This is a genomic window from Sorangium sp. So ce145 (genome assembly GCF_051525985.1).
GTDB classification, from domain to species: Bacteria; Myxococcota_A; Polyangia; order Polyangiales; family Polyangiaceae; genus Sorangium; species Sorangium cellulosum_B.
In genome coordinates, this window is sequence record NZ_CP150315.1 from 3,084,053 (window position 1) to 3,103,366 (window position 19,314).

Below are 19,314 nucleotides of genomic sequence, written 5' to 3' on the forward strand. Positions count from 1 at the left end.
AGGGCCGGCGCGCACGACGGCCTGTCCAGGGCAAAGCAAAGGACACCCCGAGAAGATATTGTGAGCGTTCACATTGCCGGTGTCAACCAGAAATGGAGCGGCGCGCGGCTGCCATGGTCATCGGCCTGACCATGAACAGAAATTGGTGCACCACGGCACAGGAGCTCACGATGACCACGAGACCTCGCCTGCCGGGCACCTCTGATCACGGCGCGCACGCACCTGCCACGCAGGTTCCAGATCTCCGTTTGGCGGACCCGCTCGCACGGAGCTCTCCGGGCCAGTGCTCGCCTCGGCCCGGCGGGTACGGCCGGGGCTGCCAGGAGAGCGCGCGCCCGGCGCGAGGAGCGGAGAGGGGGATAGTAGAGAGAGGCGCCTCAGAAGGCGGCGTCGCGGAGCTTCGCCTTGTACTCCGCCTTGTACAGATCGTGGCAGGCCTTGCAGCTCGCCTTGGCGCCGTCGATATCGCCCTTCTTGGCCTTTTCCGCGCCATCCTTCGAGATCGCGACCCACTTGGGCATCCCGGGCGGCGGCTTCGACGCCACGTATTCCAGCGCCGACGCGATCTTCGCGCCGTCGCCGCTCGTCGTCGCCGACTGCATCACCGTCTTCATCCAGCCCTGCATCGGACAAGCCTTCTGTCCTTTTGCACCGCAGCCAAAATCCTTCCCCTCGGCAACAGAACCGGGGACGTCCGCGGTCCCGTTCGCGGCCCATGCTGCGCCCGCAAAACCAATGCCGACGCTCATCAACACCGCACTCATCAGCTTCATGCTCATCGACATCCGACGTCTCCTGTCATGCAAGAAGCAACCTCAGCCAAGTCATCGCAGCTCGGAGAATCGTATTGTGAACGTTCACATGGCCGGTGTCAACCACTATCGGCCGACGCGCGGCTATCCTCGATCCCGATGGGCGCGCAGCGGCGGCCGGCCGCGGCGCCCGAGCGCGGAGAGGTCCGGCGAGCGCAGGAGCAGCGGGCGAGCTCGCGCTGGAGCGCGCGTTCGATTCACCGCGCACAAGAGGCGGCGACCAGGCACCGGCGGGCTCGCGGCGTCGAGCGCCAACCGGCGATGCGCTGCTCGGCTTCGAGCGCGTCGGGCGGGCCGGCGATCAACGCGGTCCGGCGTCCGCCCATGTTGACGCGGCGCGCTGGAAGAACCCCGCCAGCCTTGCCCTCCCTCGGGCTCGGGGAACTCCCCGCCGGCCCATCAATTGGCGTTGACACCGGCCATGTGATCGTTCACATTCCCCTCGACAGGTATCCTTTTGCTTCGCTTCGGGTGGGTTGTCATGCGCGCCGAGACCTTCGTCATCTGATCGGTCTTGGCACCGATCCCGTTCGGTCGGTCATCACGGAAGCGAGCGCCGATCGATGGTGCTTGGCGTTTTGTCAATTTCAATGCACTGGAGACCACGGCAAGCCTCGGTTCGGCTGTCGTGAGATCTATTGTCCACCGGAATTCTCCGAGATCCGGCAAGGCGGCCGGACGGCAACTTTGGGTGCGGCGTGACCTATGTTGCGGCGGGCTCTGGTCAGCCCCTCCTCGGGTGCACGGTGTCATCACATCGGCCCGTCCGGGATCAGGTGCTCCAGGTTCCGTCACACTGCGGGACCTGCTCTGGATTGACAGACAAATTTTCTATACGACCCCCCTGGAAAAGCGACGCTACGCCAGCAACTTATCCATGCATCGAAGGGGCCGCCTTCACTCCACAGCCTGCGGAAGCTCGTCCAGGTCCCCTGTAGGCTGACGCGCGGGCAAGCCCCGGTTGACGTCTCTGCCGCTAGCGAGAGGCCCGTGCGCAAACCCATTAGAACTACAACGCTGTTCCTTTCCATGAGCCTCTGCGGGCGGATCCTGCTCGGGCTCTCCGCCGTGACCGCCGCGACGTTCGCGCTCGCGCCCGCCGCGCTCGCCGCCCCCAAGGCGTCGAAGTCGATCGCGGTGCGCATCGAAGGCCCCAACGCGGATGACATCCGCGAGGACATCCTCGCCATCATGCCGGAGACGCTGGGGGTCGTGGACCCTGACGCGTTCTCGAAGTCGCTGAAAGGCGCCGGCCAGACCAAGCCCGTCGGGGATGCGCTCGTGTCGAAGGCTCAGCGGAAGAAGGCCATCGACCGCATCCGCAAGGCAGGCAAGGCTGCGAAGGCAGAAGGGGTGATCTACGGCGTCTCGCGGACCAACAAGAAGAAGAAAGAGGTCCACCTCGTCTACGTCGACGAGAATGCCGGCGACCTCGCCGTGGACAGCGCGGTGCCGCTGAGCGGCTCGCGGGACGACCGCAAGAGGGCGCTGGAAGAGCTGCTCGGCCCGACGCTGGCGCAGATCGCGCCGCCGCCCGCGCCGCCGCCCGCCGAGGAGGACGAGGCGAAGGGCGACCGGGAAGGCGAAGGCGAGGATGGCGACGGGGGGGACGAGGAGAGGGACGCCGACGAGGGCGGGAAGGGCGGCGAGCGCGAGCCGCACGAGGCCGGCTCGGCGCTCTTCTCGATCGAGCTCGGCGTCGAGTTCGTCGGCCGCTGGTTCGACTACTCCGATCCGCGCACGCAGAACCTCCCGCCCTACAGCGTCTTCGGACAGCCCGCGCTGTCGATCTCGGGCGAGCTGTACCCGCTCGCGTCGACGGACATCGCGGTGCTCAAGGGCCTCGGGGTCACCGCGGGGTATGCGCGGGCGCTCGGCCTCAACTCGGCGGTGGGCAGCGGCGACCCGATCAGCACCACCTACGAGCGCATCAACCTGGGGCTCCGGGAGCGGCTGTCGCTCGGCGAGGCGTCCGTGCTCGGGATCTCCGCCGGGCTCCGGTTCCTGACCTTCGAGATCGACGCGCCGGCGGACCTCGCCAGGACGGTGCCGAACGTCTCGTACACCCTGTTCCGGGCGGGCCTCGACGGGCGCTTCCCGGTCGGCCCGATCGCGCTGGCGCTGGGCGCCGAGTACATCCTGCCGCTCTCGTCAGGCCCGGTCTACGAGCGGTTCACCGGGGCGAGCGTGCAGGGCATCGGCGCGCTGGCCGGGGTGATGGTCCCAGTCGCGACCGGCATCGAGGCGCGCCTGCTCGTCGAGTACGCCAGGTTCTTCTCGTCGTTCCAGCCCGAGCAGGGCGACGCGTACATCGCAGGCGGGGCCATCGACCAATACCTGGGACTGCGGCTCGCCGGAGCCTACGTCTATTGAGAGAGAGGTAGCACGTGACGTTCATGACTTCCCTTTACGGGCGCGCCGCGCTCACCGCGGCCGCCCTGCTGACCGGCGGCACGCTCCTCCTGAACTGCGCTGGGACCCTGGACGAGGACGAGTTCCCCCTGGACGACCAGGGCAGCGGCGGCACCGCTGCGGTGACCGGCAGCGGCGGCGCCACGACGGGCGGGGGGTCGAGCGGATGCGCCGAAGCGCCGGCCCTGGTCGCGATGAAGTGCGCCACCGCCGGCTGCCATGACGCGAACTCCAAGCTGGCGGGCCTCTCGCTGGCCGCCGGGTGGGAGAACACGCTCCGGGGCCAGGCGTCCGTGTGCGGCGACGGCAGCACGGTGCTCGTCCCGGGCGACCCGGACGCCAGCACGATCTACACGAAGGTCACGCCGAACCCGCCGTGCAACGAACGGATGCCGTTCGGCGGCGCGGCGCTCAGCGATACCGAGATCGCGTGCATCCGCGACTTCATCGCCGCGCTCCCGCCCTGAGGAAGTGAACGAGCGTCTGGCCGCCACGGCGGCGCGGGCGGTGCGGTCTCAGCCCGAAGGAGGCGGTAGAGCGAGCCCTCGCGCGAACGATCGAACGTGTGAAGTTCGCCGGGGGCCGTCCGGTTGCGAGGAGGGAAGTAGGGCTGTCGTGCACGTGAGGTCGCTGGAACGGCAAACACGGATCGGTTCTACCGCGCATGCCGTGCGCCGCAGCGCGCTCCGAATGGCCAAGACCGGCTCCGGGACCGTGGTACAGCGAACGTCGAGCGAGCTCCGGCTCAATCCGCCGTGGTCAGCGCTCCTCGACCACGCACTCGTGCTGCGCGCCGCGGAGCACCATGAGCAGGTCGGTCTCCCGATCGGCGTCCGTCACTGGTACCCGACGATCCGGTGGGGGACATAGGGCTCCTCGAGGGAGGCGACCTCCTCGGCGCTCAGCTTGACCGACAGCGCGGCCACGGCGTCGTCCAGGTGGGAGCTTCTTGTCTTGACCCCCGCCGGAGGATCGATCCCGAGGCGCCTTCCTGGCGCGGCGCGGATCCGGTAGTCCTCGCCCCGCCTCCGGTCCGCGCATGCCCCCGTCGACCACGCCTCCCTCCGTCGCCCAGCGCCTCGCGCGCGCCCTCGAGGTGCTCGTGCCGGCGCTCGACATCGTCGAGGCCCGCGTCGACGAGGGCGCGCCGCCGGCCTGGTGCGAGGCGCGGGGCTGGACGGGCTTCCTGCTGGCGCTCTCCGACGCCGATCTCGCCCGCTGCGAGGCCGAGGGGCTCGCCGCGTGCATCGACGGCCTCGAGGGCGCGCCCCCGAGCCTCGTGGCCCTGGCGCGGGCCGCGGACGAGGCGGCCAGGCTGCCGCGGCGGCCGGTCGAGCCGCTCCCGCCGGCGTCGCTGGACGAGCTGCGGGCGGTGCCGGCGCGCAAGCGGCTCCAGCTGGAGGCCCTGCTCGGCGCGGTGGCGCCCATGGCGGCCCGCGCCCGCCGCCTCGTCGACGTGGGGGCGGGGCACGGCCACTTCACCCGCCTGGCCGCCGCGCGCTTCGACCGCGATGCGGTCGGCCTGGAGCGCGAGCCCGACCGCGTGGCCACGGCCTCCGCGCTGGCCGCCGGGGGCCGGGCGCGCTTCGTGGCGTTCGACGCCTTCGAGCAGGCGCTGGCGTTCGCTCCGGACGACCTGGCGGTCGGCCTCCACGCCTGCGGCGAGCTCGGGGACCGCACGGTGACGGCCGCCGCCGAGGCGCCCTGCGACCTCGCGCTCGTCTCGTGCTGCCTGCAGAAGATCGGCGCGCCGGCCCGCGCCCCGCTCTCGGCCGCGGCCAGGGCGGCGGGGCTCGTCCTGAAGCGCGAGGCGCTGGGGCTCACCAACCTGACGGCGCGCCCGGCGGGGGTCGAGGCCAGCCTGGACGAGGAGCTTCTGGCCCGCGAGCGGCGGCACGCGCTGCTGTCGCTGCTCCGCGGCCGCGGGCTCGACGTCGCCCTGGGCGAGGAGATGCGCGGGATCAACCGGCGGCGCGCGCACGGCGGGCTGCGCGAGCTCGCGGCGAGGGCGCTCGCGCTGCGGGGCCTCGGCCCGGCGACCGAGGCCGAGCTCCGCGAGCGCGAGGTCGCGGCGCGCGCGGCGTTCGGCCAGATGCGCCGGCTCACGCTGCCGCGCGCGCTCCTGGCCCGGCTCACGGAGGTCGCGGTCGCGCTGGATCGCGCGAGTGCCCTCGGCGAGCGAGGGCACGAGGTCGAGGCGGCCATCGTGTTCGAGCCCGAGGTGACGCCGAGGAACGTCGCGATCTTCGCGAGCGCCCGGCCGGGAGGCCTCGGCGGCTGACGCGGCCCCGCGGTGGGCCGCTCGCCAGCAGCCCTGCGGATCGGGTGCTTCCCTGGCAACAGCGCCGCGCGGCAGACCCTTGATTCCAAGCGTTCCATGGAATGGCACGCACGGTGCACATCACGGCGCCATGCAAAGACGTCAGTTCTTGGGAGGCGCCGCAGCGGCGGTGTCGGCAGCGCTCATCGGAGGCAGGGCCCGGGCCGCAGCGCCCAGCGTGATCCGCGTCGGTGTGCCCGGTGTCGGCGTGGGCAATCGCCCCGTCACCGGAGGAAGCTTCTTCTCCCTCTTGCACCTCCAGGGGACCCTGGCCGAGGAGTTCAAGAAGGACGGCATCGAGGTGAAGTGGAACTTCTTTCGCGGCGCCGGCCCTGCCGTGAACGAGGCGGTCGCGAACAACCTGCTCGACATCTGGACTCACGGTCACCTGCCTTCCGTGGTCGGCCGGGCGAGCGGCCTCAAGACGCGGCTCCTGGCCAGCGCAAGCCGGCGCGGACACGCCTACCTCGTGGTGCCCGCCGACTCGCCGATCACCGGCGTCAAGGATCTGCGCGGCAAGAAGGTGGCCTTCCAGAAGGGCACGGCCTCGCAGCTGTCCGCGAACCGGATCCTCGAGGGCCACGGGCTGAGCGAGAAGGACATCCGGTCCATCAGCATGGATGCCTCCACCGCGAAGGCGGCGATCGCCACGAAGGACATCGACGCGGTGTTCGGCGGCACCGATTACCTCTCGCTGCGCGACCAGGGGATCGCGAAGGTCGTCTACACGACGAAGGGGGATTCCCCGACCTACCCGAGCAATTCAGGCATCATCGCGCGGGAGGACTTCATCAACGAATACCCCGACGTCGTGCAGAAGATCATCACGCTCGCGGTGAAGTCCGCGTCGTGGCTCGCGGACGAGAAGAACCGCACGCAAGCCTTCCAGCTCTGGTCGAAGTCCGGCACGCCCTTCGCGAACTACAAGGAAGCGCAGCAGGGCGAGGACATGAAGCAGAACGCCAGCCCGCTGCTCGACGAGTACGCCATCGCCCGGTACAAGTCGGCGGTCGCCGACTCGAAGAAGTACGGCCTGATCAGGAGCACGTTCGAGGTCGAGCCCTGGACCGATCGGCGCTTCCTCAACCGGGCGCTGAAGGACACCGGACTCGAGCGCTTCTGGGCCGAGTGGGACGCGAACGGCAAGCCGAAGGGCTGACGGCCTGGGGGCGCGGGCCGTGTGGCGCGGCCCGCCCCGCCGGCGCCGGCGACTCGCTGGCTCCCACCACGCTGCAAGGAATGTCCTGATGGAGAAGAGGCGGATTGGATCGGTCGAGGTGTCCGTCGGCGCCGCTCCCGGCCCGCTGAGCGAAGAGGGATCCATGGCCGTTTCGACATCCACGTTGCGTGTTCAGGCTGCCGTCGAGCAGCTCCGGTCCGGTGGCATGGTGATCCTCGTCGACGACGAGGCGCGCGAGGACGAGGGAGATCTCGTCGTCCTGGCGGAGCACGCGACGCCGGCCGCCATCAATTTCATGGCGACCCACGGCCGGGGGCTGATCTGCCTCGCCCTCACCGAAGACCAGGTGGACCGCCTCGGGCTGCCGCTGATGGCGACCCGGCCCGGCGCGCGCCGGTCGACGGCGTTCACGGTGAGCATCGAGGCGCGCGAGGGCGTCACGACCGGCATCAGCGCCCGCGACCGGGCGCGCACCGTCGCGGCCGCGATCGCGCGGGACGCGTCGCCGGGGGACGTGGTGTCGCCAGGGCACGTGTTCCCGCTGCGGGCGCGCCGAGACGGCGTGTTCGAGCGCGAGGGGCACACCGAGGGCGCCGTCGACCTGGCGCGGCTCGCCGGGGCGCTGCCGGCGGCCGTCATCTGCGAGATCCTGAATGACGACGGGACGATGGCGCGCCGCCGGGATCTCGCGCGCTTCGCGGCGCGACAGGGGCTGCCGCTCGTCTCCATCGACGACCTCATCCGCCACCGGGTGCGGAGCGAGGACGTCGCCGCGCGCGTCCGGAGCGCCCCGTTCCGGCCCGCGGGCCTGAGCGGCGAGTGGCGGGCGCACACGTACACGCTACGTCGCGAGAGGCAGCTGCTCCTCCTGACGCACGGCGCGCCGGCGCACGCCGGCGACCCCGCCATCGTGTACACCCACCGCGCCGCGCTCGTCTCGGACCTCCTCGGCGACGCCCATCTGTTCGACGCCCTGCGAGACATCGAGGCTGCCGGCGCCGGCGCGGTGGTCTATGTGCCCCCGCTCGCCGACGCGACAGCCGCGATCGCCGACGAGACCACGGGGCTAGAGCTCGCCGTCGCCGCGCGCGAGCTCGTGGCGCTCGGGGTTCGCCGGGTGACGCTCCTCGACTCGAGGGCGCCCTGGCCCAACGGTCCGAAGAAGGAGATCGACCTCGAGACGGGCGAGCCAGTGACGCCGGTGGGGGTCCACAGCCATCGATCCAACGTGGGCCCGACCGCCGAGCTGCGTGCCTGAAGAGCTCCCGCCCTCCGCCCCCGCGCGCTCGGGAGGACCTCCGTCGCCGCCTCTGCCGACCCCCGCCACGCCGGCGTCCCGGCATCGGAGGCCTGGCGGGCGACCTCGACAGGATTGGCACTCCATAGTAGACAACGTGCCATGGCAGATCTTGACTCAATCGGTGTGCCGCCGGATGGGGAGGAGCTCGAGCTCCCCGATCCCATCCTGGCGGAGGGTGTCGATGCTCGATGTCGCGCGATCGAGATCGTCGAAGGTCCGCAGCTCGGAGTCCTGGCGTTCATCACCGAGGGTTCCGCGGGAGCGACGCGCGCGTGGACCAAATTCGGCCCGGGCTGGGAGCATGCCTGTCAGCTCGCGCGGAGCAACACGTGAGCCTCGCGTATCCGGCCGGGCTGCACGTGGATCGGAACTCGCTCGGCCCCGGGCGACTCGAGTCGATGGCCTGGCACGTGGAGCGGCCGAACCTGGCCCCGCGGTGCCTGCCCCTGGCGGGGGTCGACGCCGACGGGCAACGCAGCCTGATCTGGGTGAACCACGATCAGGCTGCGCCGGACGGCGCGATGAAAGAGCGCTGGTTCGCGGTCCCGTCCGAAGTCCCCGCCGTGCGCCTCGAGCTCGACAGGGTGTCGCTCCCGTCGGGGGTCGGGAGCTCCGGCGCGTTCCAGCTCCAGATCCTGGACGCGGTGGGCTCCGCCGTCCTGATGTCGGCGTCGTTCACGCCCACGAGCACCCCGACGGACTGCATCACGCCATCGCTCGCGGTCACCGCGGGGCTGTCGTACCGCGCGCGGGTCGTCGTTCGCAGCGGCGCGACGCAGGCCACGTTCCTGTGCGGCAGGCTCCGCATTCGCCCGGTGGGCGCCACGGGGGCCCTCTATCCCGACTTCTACCGTCTGGACGTGCACCCGGCGCTGCTCCACGGCTCCAGCGAGGCGGGGTACGAAAAGCTCACTGCCTGGCGCAACCCTCGACATCTCCAGATGTCCAACCTGGCGTATTACGCGTTGTCCACCGACGCCGACGTGTTCGACGTCGAGTATTACGACACGGTGAACCGGCGAAACGGAAACCGCTCCTATCCGTCCGTCTGGGCCGACGGCGAGCCCATCGATCCGGTGCTCCCCGTGGCGTGGAACTCGACCACGTTCAGCAGGGTGAGCGTCCCGGCCGCGCGCAGCACCGTGCCGCGCAAGATCAGAGTCTATTCTGGTCCTCAGATGGCATCGCCGTACACGGCGTCGCTGGTCGCCATCCGTGGCGAGAACCTCGGCGTTTTCCCTGTTGGGATCTACGTGCCAGGCGCATCGATGTTCGAGGTCACGCCTCCCCGGGCTCGCGTGGTCATCGCCGTCGTCGATTCGAAGGGCGCGGGCGCGTACACCGCGTTCTCTGGCATGACGTCGTGGCAGCTCCAGATGCAACGCAAGGGCCTCGAGTTCATGACCCATGGCAGCGGTGGGGATGGCCTCGTGCATCTTACCGGGACGGCGACGCCTTCCGTTGCTGCGTGCCGTGCGCTCGCCAGAAAGATCCTGGCGCACCGTCCCGACGAGGTGATCGTCCAGATTGGAAGGAACGACTTCGCCAACCAGAAAACGACGGCCGCGAACGTGGTTCAGTTCAAGGTGGACCTCGCGAACGCGATCAAAGAGGCCGATCCGCGCGTGGTGGTGCGCGCCATGACCTACACGCGCGAGGTGACCGAGAACGACGTTGCCGGCACGTCCTGGGACGCGCAGCGCGACGTGGAGGCGGCGGCGGTCGCCGCGCTCGCTCCGTGGGGCGAGGTGATCTATGCCGATTCCGCGTGGACGGCGGAGGCGGCGGCCGCGCACAACGCGGCGGACACCGTTCATCCCAACGAAAAGGGGCAGGAGAAGATGACGGCGATATGCGCCGGGGACGACTTCCCGTTCAGCCCGATACACCTTCCGGGGCTCTTTACCTGGGTCAAAGCTGGGTTTGACCTCCCCGGTGGAGCCGTGACCGGGACGCCCACCGGGTTCGGCCCCTCACCGCCTGCCCTGACCGCTGCCGGCACGTCGGCGGTCACTGGCTTGCTGCATGTCGAGGTGGTCCTGGGGGGGCCGCGCGGCACCGCGAGGTTCGACTGGAGCATTCACGGCGGTGGCGTGTGGGCAGAGAATAACGTCCTGGTGCCGTCGAGCGGCGTTGTCGCGCTTGGTGCGACTGGGATCACGCTCACGTTCCCTTCTGCCACGTACAGCAACCTGCATTACTGGAGGTTGCCGCTCGGGATTGGCCAGGCCGTTGACCGGAGCGGGAACTCGAGGCACTGGACGATCCAGTACCCAGGGAGCCCCGCAGCATTCGAGATCGACGGCCTCAACCACGCACCGGCGATCTCGTTTTCTAACATCCTGCAACAGTATCGCCTGAACGGGATCTCCCTCGCCGCGCCATATGCCCTGTTCGCCGTGTTCAAGAAGAATTCCACGGCTCTCGGTGCCATTATCGGAAGGACAAACGCTGGCTCAGGGGCGCTGTTCTACAACAACACGGCCACCTCTCTGGCGTTCAGCGACGGCGCGGTGACCAGGCAGGTCACCGGATATAACCCGCTCGTGGCGCACGCCGCGGGCGTGATCGTGAACGGGGCCAGCTCAGCGATCCTCATCGACGGCACCTCGACCACGGTGTCGCTGAACAACGTGACGGTGACCGGGCTTACGCTCGGCGGAGACAGCCAGAGCAGCTTCCCGCATGACGGCACCATCCTGGAGGCGCTCGCGGTCTCCGGCGTCCCCTCGGCGAGCGCGGTCAGGAACCTGTTCCGCCGCTTCCGGCACGAGTACGGCACCCCGTAACGGCGGCGCCTGGCAGGCCGTGCGCTCTTTTCCGCGCGGCTCGAGCGTGTCCGCGTGGTCAGCATCTCCGGGCCGCTGCAGGCCCGCGCGCAGCAGCACATTGGACGCGCGGAGCTATGGATAGCTGACGGTGATCTCGGCGAGGAAGGTCCTGCCGTTCTGCCGGCTCGTGGCCGAGAGGTAGCTCTCCGCGGCCGGGTAGTCGTACCGCGTGTCCATCGCGTTGTAGATGCCGATCACATAGCGGCTGTGGAAGCGCTGGAGCTCCCCGGACACCGTGAGGTCCGCGACGATCGCGCCCGCTGTCTCGTCGGCCGAGCTGCGGCCGATGCGCCGGGGCGCCTCCAGGTTGATCCGGAGCCCCGCGGCGGCGAGCCGCTCCACCACCGGGACGACGCCGCGAAACGACGCGAGGTGCTCCGGCGCGTTGATCAGCCGCTCGCCGCGCCTGAGCTCGCCGCGCTGGTAGCCGTACGTCGCCGCGAGCATCCAGCCCTGGCGCCACTCGCGGCGGAGCTCGACGTCACACCCCGCCACGAACGCGTCTCGACGGCTGTTCACGTAGCGCACCACGCCGGGCACGCCGGGGATGTCCTCCGCGGAGGTGATCCTGTCCGACAGCTTGCTCGCGTGAACGGCGCCGAGCGCGGTCCAGTCGTCGCCGATGCGCTGCGAGTACTCGATCTCGGCGGAAGCGATGGACTCCGGCTTGAGCACGAGGCCCCGCGCGGGGTCGACGGCGGGCACCTGCGTCTTGCCGTCGGTGTAGAACTGCTCGGAGATGCTCGGGGCGCGGAAGGCGCGCCCGCCCATGATCTTCAGGACCCCTCCCGGCGCGGGCCGGAGGATGACCGCGGCGCGCGGCACGACGATCGGCGCGAACGTGCTGTAGACGTCGAGGCGCGCGCCCCACGAGAGGCGGACCCACGGGGCGGGCGAGCTGTCGAGGATGAGGTAGCCGGCGCCGAAGCGGTACGGCACGGGCTTCGTGTGCGCGCGGCCGTCCGCGAGCACGCTGCTCAGCGTCGCCTCGGCGTGCTCCTGCACCTCGCCGCCGCCGGTGACCCTCAGCCAGGGGAGCGGCGTCCACGCCGCCCTGAGCTCGCCGCCCAGCCAGGTGCCGTGCTGCTGCTCGAAGACCGTCCCCTCGTCGAACGCGTAGGCGCCGTGCCAGACGAAGCGGTTCACGTGGGCGCGCGCCATGAGCTGCAGGTCGGGCGTGAGCCGCGGCTCGAAGCGCACCTCGGCCATCATGTGCGCGTCCTCGTAGCTCGTCCCGAGGTCGTTGAGCCGCGTGCCCACGTAGCCGATCGGGACCAGCTGCTCGCGCGCGTGGTACATCCACTGCGCCGTGAACGGCCCGTACCAGGCGCGCCCGGACGTGCCGCCGGCCCGGAAGGTCTCGGCGCGCTCGGCGATCTGCACGCGCGGCCCCTCGCCCGGGTCCCGCAGCGCCACAGGGACGTCGAACCCGTCGGAGCGCGCCCCGGAGACGCTCGCCTGCACGCCCGCGTCCCTGCTGGCGTTGTAGTGGAACCCGGCGCGCGCGTGGCCCACGCCGTCGTAGTAGGTGCCGGCCGAAGCGTGCGCGCTCGTGGGCTCGTCGCGCCCGCGCGGGACGAGGTTGACGATGCCCGAGAGCGCGCCCGTGCCGTAGAGCAGCGAGCCAGGGCCGCGGACGACCTCGATGTGATCCACGTCGTGGAGGTCGTCGCGCGCGTCGGAGCCCACGAACGAGGCGTTCAGCACGTTGTCGTTCGTCGAGTGGCCGTCGGAGAGGACGAGGAGCCGGTTGCCGTAGTCGAGCGGCTCGCCGAGCCCGCGGATCCCGGCCGAGTAGACGACGTGATCGTTCGAGAGATAGATGCCGCGCGTGCCGCGCAGCGCCTCGGCGATGGTCGGGTACCCGAAGGCGCGCAGCTCGTGCTGCTCGATGACGCTGATGGATGCGGGCGCGTCCTCCAGGCGCTCGACGACGCGCGAGGCCGACGACACCTCCCGGAGCGGCGCCAGCGTGACGTCGCGCAGCTCCGCCTGCTGGCCGGCCGTCACCTCGATCGTCCGCTCGACGGGCGCGAAGCCCCGCAGGCTGACGCGGACGCGGCGCCGGCCCACGGCGACGCCCTGGATCACCGACGGCGTGAAGCCCATGGGGCGGCCGTCGATCTCGACGAGGGCGTCGGGCTCGTCGGCGCGCACGAGGATCGAGCCGGTGAGCGGGCTGAGCGTCGCCGTGATCGGCACCGTCTCGTGCGCGGCGACGGTCAGCGGCTGCGGCGCCGCCTCGAAGCCCGGGCGCGAGAAATGGAGCACGTGGCGGCCCGGCGGCAGATCGAGATCGCACGGGGCGGTGCAGGCGGGCGGCGCGCCGTCGTGGTCGACGTGCACCGTGGCCTCGCTCGCGCCGCGCACGTCCACCCGCACGGTGCCGACGATGCGGCGGAGCACGATGAGGACCTCCTTGCTCTGCCCCAGCTTCACCGGGACGTCGTCCACGGCCACGGGCTCGTAGCCCGCGAGCTCGACGAGGATCCGGTAGCGCCCCTCGGACATGGCGAGCCGGCGCGGCGCCGTGCCGCGCGCGCCGAGGTCCTTGCGATCGACGTAGATCCTGGCGCCCGGCGGCGACGTGACGATCTGGAGCACGGCCACGCGCGGCGCGATCCGCTGGAGCGCGGCCTGGACCTCGGCGACGACCTCCGGGTCGGCCTCGCCCTCGAGCGCGTCGTCGTAGTACCGGTGCGCGTCCGCGAAGCGGCCCAGCTCCTCGTAGGTGAGCGCGATGTTGAAGACGACGTTGCGGTTCGGCACGAGCCGGTTCGACGCGAGGAAGTGCTCGAGGGCGGTCTGGAACTGCCCCTGCTTGTAGAGGTCGCGGCCCAGGTCGAAGTGGAGGTCGGCCTCGTCGGCCTGGCCCTCGCCGTCGGCGCGGGCGGCGGGGGCCTGGAGCAGGGCGCCTGCGAGGAGGGGCACCGCGGCGAGCCTCCACCGGCGAGCGCGCGTGCTCGAGGGCGCTCGACGCATGCCGCTAGCGGTGCTCGCGCAGGCGCGTCGCCTTCGTCGGCGCCGGCTCGCTGCTGGCCGGGTACGGCGACGACGGCGCGAGCACCGCGCGCGGGCGGCCCGCCTTCGCCGAGCCGAGCGGCGCGAGCGCTGCGCCGGCCGTGGCGAACCCGCTCGCCGCGGCGGCCGCCGCGGCCGTGGGCGGCGAGGCGACGTCCGGCGGCGGGAGGGACGAAGGCCCGGGCTCCTCGCTCGAGGGCGCGGAGGGCTCGCCCTGCGCCGGCGCGGCCTGCGAGGCCGCCTCGCCGGCGGGCGGCGCGCCCGCGGCCGGCGCCGCGCCGCGCCCGAGCCACGCGGTCGCCGCCATGCCCCCGAGGAGCGCGACGAGCGCCGCCGCCGCGAGGGGCGCGACCAGGCTTCGCCGGCGCCGCCCCTGTGGATCCCCCGCGGCGGCGCGCTCGCCCCGCCTGGACGGCGCCGCCGTCGGCGCGAGCGACTCGTCCGGGGGCAACGTGTGCACGGAGGGAGGTCCGGCAGCCGGCGCCTGCGCGGGCGGCACCGACGGCGAGGCCGCCGCGGTGGGCGTGAGAGGAACGACCGACACCCGCGCGGGCGGCACCGACGGCGAGGCCGTGGCGGTGAGCGTGAGAGGAGCGACGGACACCCGCGCGGGCGGCATCGATGGCGAGGCCGCCGTCGCGAGGGAGGGTGGAGCGACGGAGGCCCGCGTGGGTGGCATCGAGGAGGCGCGCTCCTTCGCCTGCTCGCTCACGCTGTGCCGGGACCCACGCGTGGGGCCGATCGGCCCGGTCAGGGTCTCGGCTTCCTCGTCGATGGCCCGCGGGCGGTCCGGCGCCGGCGGCGCGTCGACGGCCTCGTTCCCCATCGCCCTGCGCAGGATGCGCGCCACCGTCTGGCGCGCGGACTCCGACCCGAGCGGCTCGAGCAGCGTGGCCAGCTCGGCGATCGTCTGGGGACGGCGCGCCGGATCCTTCTCGAGGCACATCAGGATGACCCACTCGAGCGCGAGCGGGATCTCTGGCCGGTGGCTGCGCGGGGGCACGGGCGCGTCGGTCACGATGCTGACGAACAGCGCCGAGACGGACTCGGTCTCGAACGGCAGCCGCCCTGTCAGGAGCTGATAGAGCGTCATGCCGAGCGCCCAGATGTCGCTGCGGGCGTCCACCGTCCGGGTGCTGCGGATGTGCTCCGGCGACATGTAGCGGGGGGAGCCGAGCACCACGGCGGATGCGGTCAGCTGGGCGTTCAGGCCGAGCACGCCCTCCTCGGACGCCTTCGAGATGCCGAAGTCGAGCACCTTGATCAGGGTCGAGCCGTCCTTGCGGCTCGCGAGGAAGAGGTTGCCCGGCTTGAGGTCGCGGTGGACGATCCCGAGCGAGTGCGCCTCGGCGAGCGCCTCGCAGGCCTCGATCACGTAGCTGACCGCCTGCTCCACGGGCAGCGGGCCCCGCGATTCGAGCAGCGCCTCCAGATCGATGCCATTCAGGTACTCCATCACGAAATAGGGCAGATCGTCGTCGGTCTGCCCCACATCGATGACGCGGGCGATGTGCTCGCTGGCGATCGCCGCCGCGGCCTGCGCCTCCCGGAAGAAGCGCTCCGTGGCGCCGGGCGTGGTGCGCCCCTCGGGCAGCAGGAACTTCAGCGCGACGCGGTGGCGCAGCGAGAGGTGGTGCGCCGCGACGACGATCCCCATGCCGCCGCGGCCGAGCACCCGCTCGACGCGGTACTTGCCGCCGACGACGTCCCCGACGCGCGGAATCCTGCGCCATGAAGCCGGTTCCGCCGCGTCCGAGCCTGCGTGGGCCATCGGCCGCCAGTATACACCAGCACCTCTGGGACCCGGCACAATCTCGGCCGTCCGCCGGCGTCGTGTGCGACACGCCCGCTCCCAGCCCCACCCGCTCTGTCGGGCGGCGATCCAGGCGGGGTGTGGCGCCGCGCGCTCGCAGCAGCGGTTGCGCGGCGAGCGGCGGCGGACGGGGCAGGGGGCGCGCGAGCCGGCGGGCCGCCCGACAACCGCCGAGCGGGCTCCGTCTTTGCGCACCGCGTGGTGGTTCGTCTTCCGTGGATGACGCGCATTGCTATGCTGGCCAACGGTCTCTCAGCGAGGTCACATCGTGAACGAATTCACCGTGATAGGGCCCCTCCTCGGCGGCGCCCTCATCGGCCTGGGCGCGTCTCTCCTCCTGCTCTTCAACGGGAGGGTCGCTGGCATCAGCGGCATCGTCGGAGGGCTGCTCTTCCGGAAGCCTGGCGATACCGCCTGGCGCGCGGCGTTCGTCGCGGGCCTCCTCCTCGGCGGCCTCGCGCTCGCCGCCGCGCACCCGGTCGCCTTCCCCTCGGCGGGGGGCGGCGGCTCGCTCGGCCTCGTGATCGTCGCCGGGTTGCTCGTCGGCTGGGGCGCGCGGCTCGGCAACGGGTGCACGAGCGGCCATGGAGTCTGCGGCCTCAGCCGCCTGTCGGTCCGGTCGCTCGTCGCCACGCTGACGTTCATCGCGACCGCGGCCATCACGGTGTACGTCAGCCGGCACCTGCTCGGGGGCGCGCGATGAGGCAGAGCGCGGTCGCGTTCCTCGCCGGCTTGCTGTTCGCCGTGGGGCTCGGCGTCTCCGGCATGACCCAGCCGTCCAGGGTCATCGGCTTCCTCGACGTGGCCGGCGGCTGGGACCCGAGCCTCGCGTTCGTGATGGCCGGCGCGGTCTTCGTGCACTTCCTGGCCTACCGTGTCCTTCGCTGGCGGCGGCGCGGCGGCGGCGCCGACGCGGCCGGTCTTGCCCGCGCGCCGCTGTTTCCCCTCCTGGCCGATCGCGCGGACGTCCCGACCCGCGCCGACATCGACGCGCGCCTCGTCGCCGGCGCCGCGCTGTTCGGCGTCGGCTGGGGTCTCGCGGGGTACTGCCCCGGGCCGGCGCTCGTCTCGCTGGCGAGCGGATCGGGCGCCGTCCTCGCGTTCGTCGCGGCGATGGCCGCCGGCATGGCGATCGAGCGTTTCACCTCGGCCAGGGCGAGGGGCGAAACGAGCGAGCAGACGACGGAATGAACGGCAAGTGAAGCAATTCGTGGTTTTCTTGGCGTCTTATGGCGTCTTGGCGGTTCAAAAGACCCCACCTTCGGCCAATGCACCCCACCACCCCCTGATGAGCCGCTCACCGTCGCAGCCAGCCCGTGCGCTCGACCATACCAGCCGCGCACGAGCTCGCGTCACGGCTGTGCCGCGAGCCGATCGGGATCTGCAGGCCAGAGCAGGCGGCGCGCGTTGTCGCGGTAGATCTTCTGCAGCACGGGCGCGGGCAGGCGCATACCGTAGATCCTCCAGAACCCCTGGCGGCCGTTCGCGGCCTCGGTGTCGAAGTAGTCGTCGTCGGTCTCGAGGAAGCGCGCATAGACCTCGTAGCCTGCGGTCTTGGCGCTCTTGAGGTCGGTGCCGAAGAGCACGCGGTCCTGGTAGCGCACGAAGAAGCGGTGTGCCGCGCGCGGCTGCCGGCCCAGCTCGCTGATGCTGGCCGACATGTCGACCTGCAGATTGGGGAAGCGATCGAGCCAGCCCGCGAGCTGCTTCAGGTCTTCGGACGAGCTTCCCATGTGCGCGCCCACGAAGGTGACGTCGGGGTGGCGTTCGATCACGCGGTTGCGCTCCTCGAGGAGCCGCGCGCGGGTTGGAAAGCGCGTCCGGTCCGCGAACGACCAGCCCGGGAACTCGTGCAGCTCGTGCCAGCGCTCGTTCTTCGCGTCCAGCGGGGCGAAGAACGCCGCCGGGTCGGCCACGTGCCAGAGCACGGGCCGGCGGTAGCGCGCGCACGTGCGCCAGACCGGCTCGAGCTCCGGGCTGTCGAGCGCGACGCGCCGGCCGTCGGGCGTGCGCACCGTGAGCCCGAGCTCCTTGAAGATCTTCAGTCCCTTGGCCCCGGCGTCGAAGTCGGTCGCGAGCTGCGCGGCCACGCGCTCGCCCCAGCCCGGCGCGCCCACGAGCGCGAGGTCGAGGTTGGCATAGGTCAGGAAGCGCCCTGGATAGGCGCGGTCGAAGCGCTCGAGCTCGCGCAGCAGGCGCTTGCCCGAGGAGCCATCGAGGTTGATCAGGGTCTCGACGTGGAACGCGTCCATGCGCGCGACCTCGGCCGCCACGTCGACGACCCGGTGCAGGTGCGTGTGGACATCGACGGCGGGCACGGCCAGGTGGGTGATCGCGGTGCGCTCGAGCGCCAGAAGCGGTACGGGCTGCCAGTCCGCGAGCCGCAGCGCCGCGATGCCGGCGGGCCGCGACGGCGCGGCGAATGGCGCTTCCGGGCCGCGAGCGCACGCCGCTGGCATGAGGAGAACGAGCATGAGCGCTGCGATGTCCGCGCGGGACACGAGGCGACCTCCGGACGCGAGCATGACGGAGCATAGCGCGCAGGAGGCCGCTCTCGGCATGATATGCTGAGGAGCGCAGGCGGACGGAAAGGGGGCAACGTGCTTCGACTTCGCTTGGCTCTTGGCTACGCGGTGCTCATGGCTGCAGCGTGCGGCAACGATGTGCGCGAGCCGGGCGCGACGGGTGGTGCTGCCGGCAATGGCTCTGGCGGCAGCGGTAGCGGCAGCGGCGCCGGCGGATCCGTCGCGAACAGCGGCGAGGGCGGCGCCGGCGGCTCGGCGGAAACGGCCGGCGCCGGCGGCGACCCGGGCGGCAGCGGAGGCAGCGTCGCGGGCGGGGGCGTGGACAACGCGGCCGACCCGTGTGGGGGAGCGTTACCGATCACGTGTGGCGATCGTTTGAATCACAGCACGACGAGCCAGGGGCGCGCGAATGTGTGGACGGGATACGACCGGACCGCTCGTGCCGAGTCGGGGCGTGAGACGGTCTATGCCTTCTCCTCGACGACCGAGTGCATGGTGGTCGCAAGGCTCGAGAACCTCGCGACGGACCTGGACCTGCTGCTGCTGTCCGCCTGCGACCCCATCCGGTCGAACGAGATGGCTTCCTCGACCCCGCTGGATCTACAGACCGTCGAGACGGTGAGCTGGACGAGCGCGCCAGGCCAGACATCCTATCTGGTGGTGGACGGCTACGCCGGGGCCGAAGGCAGCTACACTCTCTCGGTCGACTGCGCGTGTCGATGATCTGACCGCTCCAATCGCGCCGGTCCTGCCCGTCGCGCAGCGGTCAGAGCTGCGCGACGGCGGCTGAACCCCCTGGCCGGGGAGCTGTGGCGCACCGGGGACCCCGACACCGTCCACAAACTGCGCCACGTCCAGCACCCCCTTCGGAATATGTCACCGTCACGCTGCCCATCCATCCCCTGAAGGGACGGCGGCTTGCTGTGGTCGCGTCCGTGCGTGGCCAGGATGGCCGGCGGTACGTCGACGCCGAGCATCCGCAGGGCTGGACGATCCGTCTTCCGGTTGAGTGGACCGATCGAGCCGCCACATGGGTAACGCCGCGGTTGTACGGCCGCGAAGTCCGTCTGGATGCTCGCGGTTTGCTTGAGCTCGCTGGC

General features: G+C 71.4%; 14 protein-coding genes and 1 pseudogene. 9 read left to right on the forward strand and 6 right to left on the reverse strand.

The features are described 5' to 3' along the window. Nucleotides 1–377: 377 nt before the first annotated feature. Together WMF34_RS11860 and WMF34_RS11865 are read right to left on the reverse strand one after the other, a co-directional pair. Nucleotides 378–779, reverse strand: coding sequence for a hypothetical protein (locus WMF34_RS11860; protein WP_231864794.1), 402 nt, complete (start codon nt 777–779; stop codon nt 378–380). Nucleotides 780–1,211: 432 nt separating this feature from the next. Beyond that, on the reverse strand, nt 1,212–1,418 hold the full coding sequence (locus tag WMF34_RS11865) for a hypothetical protein (protein WP_437993359.1): 207 nt from the start codon (nt 1,416–1,418) through the stop codon (nt 1,212–1,214). Nucleotides 1,419–1,841: 423 nt separating this feature from the next. Here WMF34_RS11865 and WMF34_RS11870 point away from each other — a divergent pair, with 423 nt between their 5' ends. Then, complete coding sequence (locus tag WMF34_RS11870; RefSeq protein WP_437993360.1) at nt 1,842–3,185, forward strand: hypothetical protein; 1,344 nt, start codon at nt 1,842–1,844, stop codon at nt 3,183–3,185. A gap of 23 nt (nt 3,186–3,208) precedes the next feature. Further along, nucleotides 3,209–3,691, forward strand: coding sequence for a hypothetical protein (locus WMF34_RS11875; protein WP_437993361.1), 483 nt, complete (start codon nt 3,209–3,211; stop codon nt 3,689–3,691). 369 nt (nt 3,692–4,060) lie between these two features. Here the strand turns inward: WMF34_RS11875 and WMF34_RS11880 are convergent. After that, nucleotides 4,061–4,177: pseudogene (locus tag WMF34_RS11880) on the reverse strand (aldo/keto reductase); the annotation flags it as partial. Between the two features lie 86 nt (nt 4,178–4,263). On the opposite strand from WMF34_RS11880, the gene WMF34_RS11885 reads away from it, so the two are divergent. The 4 genes from WMF34_RS11885 (at nt 4,264) to WMF34_RS11900 (ending at nt 10,813) form a co-directional block, all read left to right on the forward strand. Continuing rightward, entirely contained in the window at nt 4,264–5,505 is a 1,242-nt protein-coding gene (locus tag WMF34_RS11885) for a methyltransferase (RefSeq protein WP_437993362.1), read from the forward strand. 130 nt (nt 5,506–5,635) lie between these two features. Then, on the forward strand, nt 5,636–6,703 hold the full coding sequence (locus WMF34_RS11890; RefSeq protein ID WP_012234920.1) for an ABC transporter substrate-binding protein: 1,068 nt from the start codon (nt 5,636–5,638) through the stop codon (nt 6,701–6,703). 163 nt (nt 6,704–6,866) lie between these two features. Beyond that, nucleotides 6,867–7,982 (forward strand): 3,4-dihydroxy-2-butanone-4-phosphate synthase, encoded by a 1,116-nt coding sequence (gene ribB, locus WMF34_RS11895; RefSeq protein WP_437993363.1) that lies wholly within the window; start codon nt 6,867–6,869, stop codon nt 7,980–7,982. 371 nt (nt 7,983–8,353) lie between these two features. After that, on the forward strand, nt 8,354–10,813 hold the full coding sequence (locus WMF34_RS11900) for an SGNH/GDSL hydrolase family protein (protein ID WP_437993364.1): 2,460 nt from the start codon (nt 8,354–8,356) through the stop codon (nt 10,811–10,813). Between the two features lie 114 nt (nt 10,814–10,927). Here the strand turns inward: WMF34_RS11900 and WMF34_RS11905 are convergent, their stop codons facing one another. Both WMF34_RS11905 and WMF34_RS11910 read right to left on the reverse strand, forming a co-directional pair. Continuing rightward, nucleotides 10,928–13,786 carry a TonB-dependent receptor domain-containing protein gene (locus tag WMF34_RS11905; protein WP_437993365.1) on the reverse strand — a complete coding sequence of 953 codons (2,859 nt, stop codon included), beginning with the start codon at nt 13,784–13,786 and terminating at the stop codon, nt 10,928–10,930. Nucleotides 13,787–13,841: 55 nt separating this feature from the next. After that, complete coding sequence (locus WMF34_RS11910; protein WP_437993366.1) at nt 13,842–15,647, reverse strand: protein kinase domain-containing protein; 1,806 nt, start codon at nt 15,645–15,647, stop codon at nt 13,842–13,844. A gap of 310 nt (nt 15,648–15,957) precedes the next feature. Between WMF34_RS11910 and WMF34_RS11915 the strand changes: the two genes are divergently transcribed. Both WMF34_RS11915 and WMF34_RS11920 read left to right on the forward strand, forming a co-directional pair. Beyond that, nucleotides 15,958–16,392, forward strand: coding sequence for a YeeE/YedE family protein (locus WMF34_RS11915; RefSeq protein WP_437993367.1), 435 nt, complete (start codon nt 15,958–15,960; stop codon nt 16,390–16,392). Next, nucleotides 16,389–16,880, forward strand: a complete 492-nt coding sequence (locus WMF34_RS11920; protein WP_437993368.1) for a DUF6691 family protein — start codon at nt 16,389–16,391, stop codon at nt 16,878–16,880. The genes WMF34_RS11915 and WMF34_RS11920 overlap by 4 nt, the downstream gene beginning before the upstream one ends. Before the next feature lie 161 nt (nt 16,881–17,041). On the opposite strand, the gene WMF34_RS11925 is transcribed toward WMF34_RS11920, so the two are convergent. Next, entirely contained in the window at nt 17,042–18,214 is a 1,173-nt protein-coding gene (locus WMF34_RS11925; protein WP_437993369.1) for an amidohydrolase family protein, read from the reverse strand. 114 nt (nt 18,215–18,328) lie between these two features. Here WMF34_RS11925 and WMF34_RS11930 point away from each other — a divergent pair, with 114 nt between their 5' ends. Further along, nucleotides 18,329–18,937 carry a hypothetical protein gene (locus WMF34_RS11930; RefSeq protein WP_437993370.1) on the forward strand — a complete coding sequence of 203 codons (609 nt, stop codon included), beginning with the start codon at nt 18,329–18,331 and terminating at the stop codon, nt 18,935–18,937. Nucleotides 18,938–19,314: the final 377 nt, after the last annotated feature.